3 protein-coding genes are annotated in these 2932 nt (G+C 65.6%); all 3 read left to right on the forward strand.

Translation table 11 applies throughout. The features are described 5' to 3' along the window. On the forward strand, nucleotides 1–448 hold a 448-nt coding region (locus AHiyo1_RS17210), incomplete at its 5' end, for an ABC transporter permease subunit (protein WP_113990697.1). 31 nt (nucleotides 449–479) lie between these two features. Continuing rightward, a complete protein-coding gene (locus AHiyo1_RS17215) occupies nucleotides 480–1136 on the forward strand; it encodes a hypothetical protein (RefSeq protein WP_216363235.1) in 657 nt (218 codons plus the stop codon). Next, nucleotides 1133–2755 carry a DNA polymerase Y family protein gene (locus tag AHiyo1_RS17220; protein WP_059389352.1) on the forward strand — a complete coding sequence of 541 codons (1623 nt, stop codon included), beginning with the start codon at nucleotides 1133–1135 and terminating at the stop codon, nucleotides 2753–2755. The genes AHiyo1_RS17215 and AHiyo1_RS17220 overlap by 4 nt, the downstream gene beginning before the upstream one ends. The last annotated feature ends 177 nt before the right edge of the window (nucleotides 2756–2932 follow it).

The raw sequence follows: 2932 nt of genomic DNA on the forward strand, positions 1-2932 counted from the left end.
TGCCGTGATGACCGGCCCATCGGCTGAAGGTGCGGCGATAGCCGTCACCCTGGTCAGTTGGGCACCCCTCGCCGCCCACACTGCCGCCCTGGCGCAGGAGGCCAGGGCCCAGCCCTACGTGAAGATCCTTCCGGTCCTGGGCGTGGGAAGGGTCCGCATCCTCTGGCGCTACATCCTCCCGACCATCCTTGGCCCGGTGTTCAGGCATTCGATGCTCCGGATACCGGGAATCGCGCTCGCCTTGGCTGCCCTGGGGTTCCTGGGCCTCGGCCCCCATCAGCCGTCGCCCGAGTGGGGCCTCGTCCTTGCCGAAGGAATCAACTACGTGGAGCGGGCACCGTGGGCCGTTGCCGCCCCGGCGTCGGCATTGATCCTCGCCTCGATTCTGGCCGTTTCACTGTCGAGCGTCACGTGGTCGCGCTCGCAGGGGGATCCGGCCCCCGATTGACTCATTCGAATATATGTTCGAAAATTGAAGCATGTCATCCCGCCTGTCTTCCGCTTCGCCGGCTTCGCTGCGCGATGACTTGCAGGCACAGATCCATCTCATGCAGGGCAAGCGCGGAAGCGAACGTTCGCTTCCCGTACTCCCCTCGCTCAGCAGGCTTCTCCCGGGCGGACTGAGACCGGGAGCGGCGTACTCCGTACAGGGATCCATGTCGCTGGCCATGGCCTTGTTGGCCGGCCCGTCACGCAATGGCTCATGGTGCGGAGTAGCTGGGCTGCCTGACTTCGGGATCGAGGCGGCAGCAGGTTTCGGCATTGCGCTCGACCGGCTGGTGCTGGTGCCTGACCCCGGGGCCAGTTGGATGCCGGTGATCGCCGCCTTGGCGGACGTGCTCTCGGTGGTCCTTGCGCGGGCTCCGGAAAAAGTCGCACCCGCCGAGGCTGCCCGCTTGGGAGCCAGGCTCCGCGAGCGGAGTGCCGTCCTCCTTGTCTTGGGACCATGGCCGCAGAGTGAAGCCGTCTTGCACGTGAATGGATACGAGTGGGCGGGGCTCGGACAGGGCCACGGACATCTCGCCAAGCAGGAACTCGAGCTCGAGGTTGCGCTGCGGGGCAGTTCCCGCAGGGCCTCCGTGGATCTTGCGGACAGCGGCACGGTGGATCTGTCCCGCCATCGGATGGGAGCATGATGCTGTTTCAGCTTGAAACCCCGGTACGGGCGTTGGTGACTTGGTTCCCGGATTGGCCCCTCGTCGCCGCCCGCCTGGCAGATGCCCTGCCGCCTGATGTACCTGTGGCAGTCATCGGCCAAGGGGTCATTGCTGCTTGCTCCACGGAAGCCCGGGCAGAGGGAGTGGTCCGGGGCTTGCGGCTGCGGGAAGCGCAGACCCGCTGCCCTGAGCTGGTGGTGTGTGCCGTTGATCCGGTGCGGGATGCGAGGGAATTCGAACCTGTGGTCTCGTCACTCGAGGAACGGACCCCTGGCGTGGAAGTGCTTCGACCCGGCCTCTGCGCTATCCGGGCCAAGGGTGCCGCCCGGTATTACGGCGGAGAAGAAGCGGCCGCAGGTGCTGTGCTTGAATCGGCCGACCGCCTCGGCGTGGAGGCCCGGGTGGGGATCGCCGATTCCGTGTTCGCCGCCGAGCAAGCAGCCCGGAGCACCAGCGAACTATCTGCCGTCCTGGTCCTCCCGACGGGTTCTTCCCGGGATTTCCTGGCTCCATTTCCGGTGGAAGTACTGGGGCAGCCGAAGCTGGCTTCCTTGCTCAAACGCCTTGGCATCCTCACTTTGGGGAATTTCGCGAATCTTCACGCAGCAGATGTCAGGGCCCGTTTCGGGGCTGCCGGAATCACTGCGCATGCCCTGGCAAGCGGACAGGATCCCCGAAAGGTGCTCCCCCGGACTCCTCCGCGGAAACTGGATCAACGTGTCGAATTCGAACCCGGCCTGGACCGGGTTGACCAACTCGCCTTCCAACTCCGCGCCACGGCAGACGCCTTCGTGGCCGGGGTGCAGACGGAAGGCCTGGTCTGCACGGAGCTGAGGGTTCTGATCACTGACGAAGGAGGGAGCCGCTCCGAGCGGACGTGGGGCCACCCCCGCCATTTCACAGCCAGCGACGTCGTGGACAGGGTGCGTTGGCAGCTTCAGTCGCAGCCCCCTGTATCCAACGATAAAACTGCCCAAGCCAGCGGAACGCACGACGGCGGCATGGCACGCGGCGGACTGTCGTCACCGGTCACGCGGGTCGAGTTCGTCCCCGTCCGTGTGGATTCCATTGCCCATCATGGTCGGGCGCTCTTTGGAGACGGAGCCGAGGAACAGATTCATCATGGACTCAGCCGGATCCAAAGCATGCTGGGGCATGAAGCCGTGGTAGTGCCCGCGGTTTCCGGAGGTCGCTTGCTGGCCGAGCGGCGCCGCCTGGTTCCTTGGGGAGATGCCTTGCCCGCGGGAACGGCCGCCCTGGCCTCCAGGCCGTGGCCGGGCAGGATTCCAGACCCGCAGCCCGCCACGGTGTTCGCTTCCCTCATCCCCGTCCTGCTGCTTGATGCGAACAAGGAAAAAGTCCGTACAGACCATCGCGGCGGATTGATTGCCCCGCCCATGTGGTTCTGTCCCGGCGGAGACCCTGCACGACGGCGACTGGTAGCTCAGTGGGCCGGCCCCTGGCCGTTGCGGCAGAGGTGGTGGGACGCCGATCATCGCCTTGAATCGGACCGGTTCCAGCTTGTGGACGGAAACGGAGAGGCTTGGCTCCTTCTCCTGGACGAGCAGAACTGGTGGGCAGAGGCCCGCTACGACTGAACACCAGACACTGAACTTTAGTCAGGAAGACAAAGATGGCTTGGAACAACCCGTCGATCCCGTGGTCGGAGTTCGAACGCACGCTGTCGGACCGGCGCGTGCCGGAGATCGGCAAGTCCAAAGGGGACGGCGGCGACAGCCCCGCCTGGTCAAGGAAACGCGGGCCTTACCGCCCGG

The sequence above is a fragment of the Arthrobacter sp. Hiyo1 genome (genome assembly GCF_001263615.2).
Lineage (GTDB): Bacteria > Actinomycetota > Actinomycetes > Actinomycetales > Micrococcaceae > Arthrobacter.

Excerpts from the sequence above, each read along its gene's own strand:
- AHiyo1_RS17220 (WP_059389352.1), top strand. The coding sequence starts at position 1,133 with ATGATGCTGTTTCAGCTTGAAACCCCGGTACGGGCGTTGGTGACTTGG.
- AHiyo1_RS17215 (WP_216363235.1), top strand. The coding sequence starts at position 480 with ATGTCATCCCGCCTGTCTTCCGCTTCGCCGGCTTCGCTGCGCGATGAC.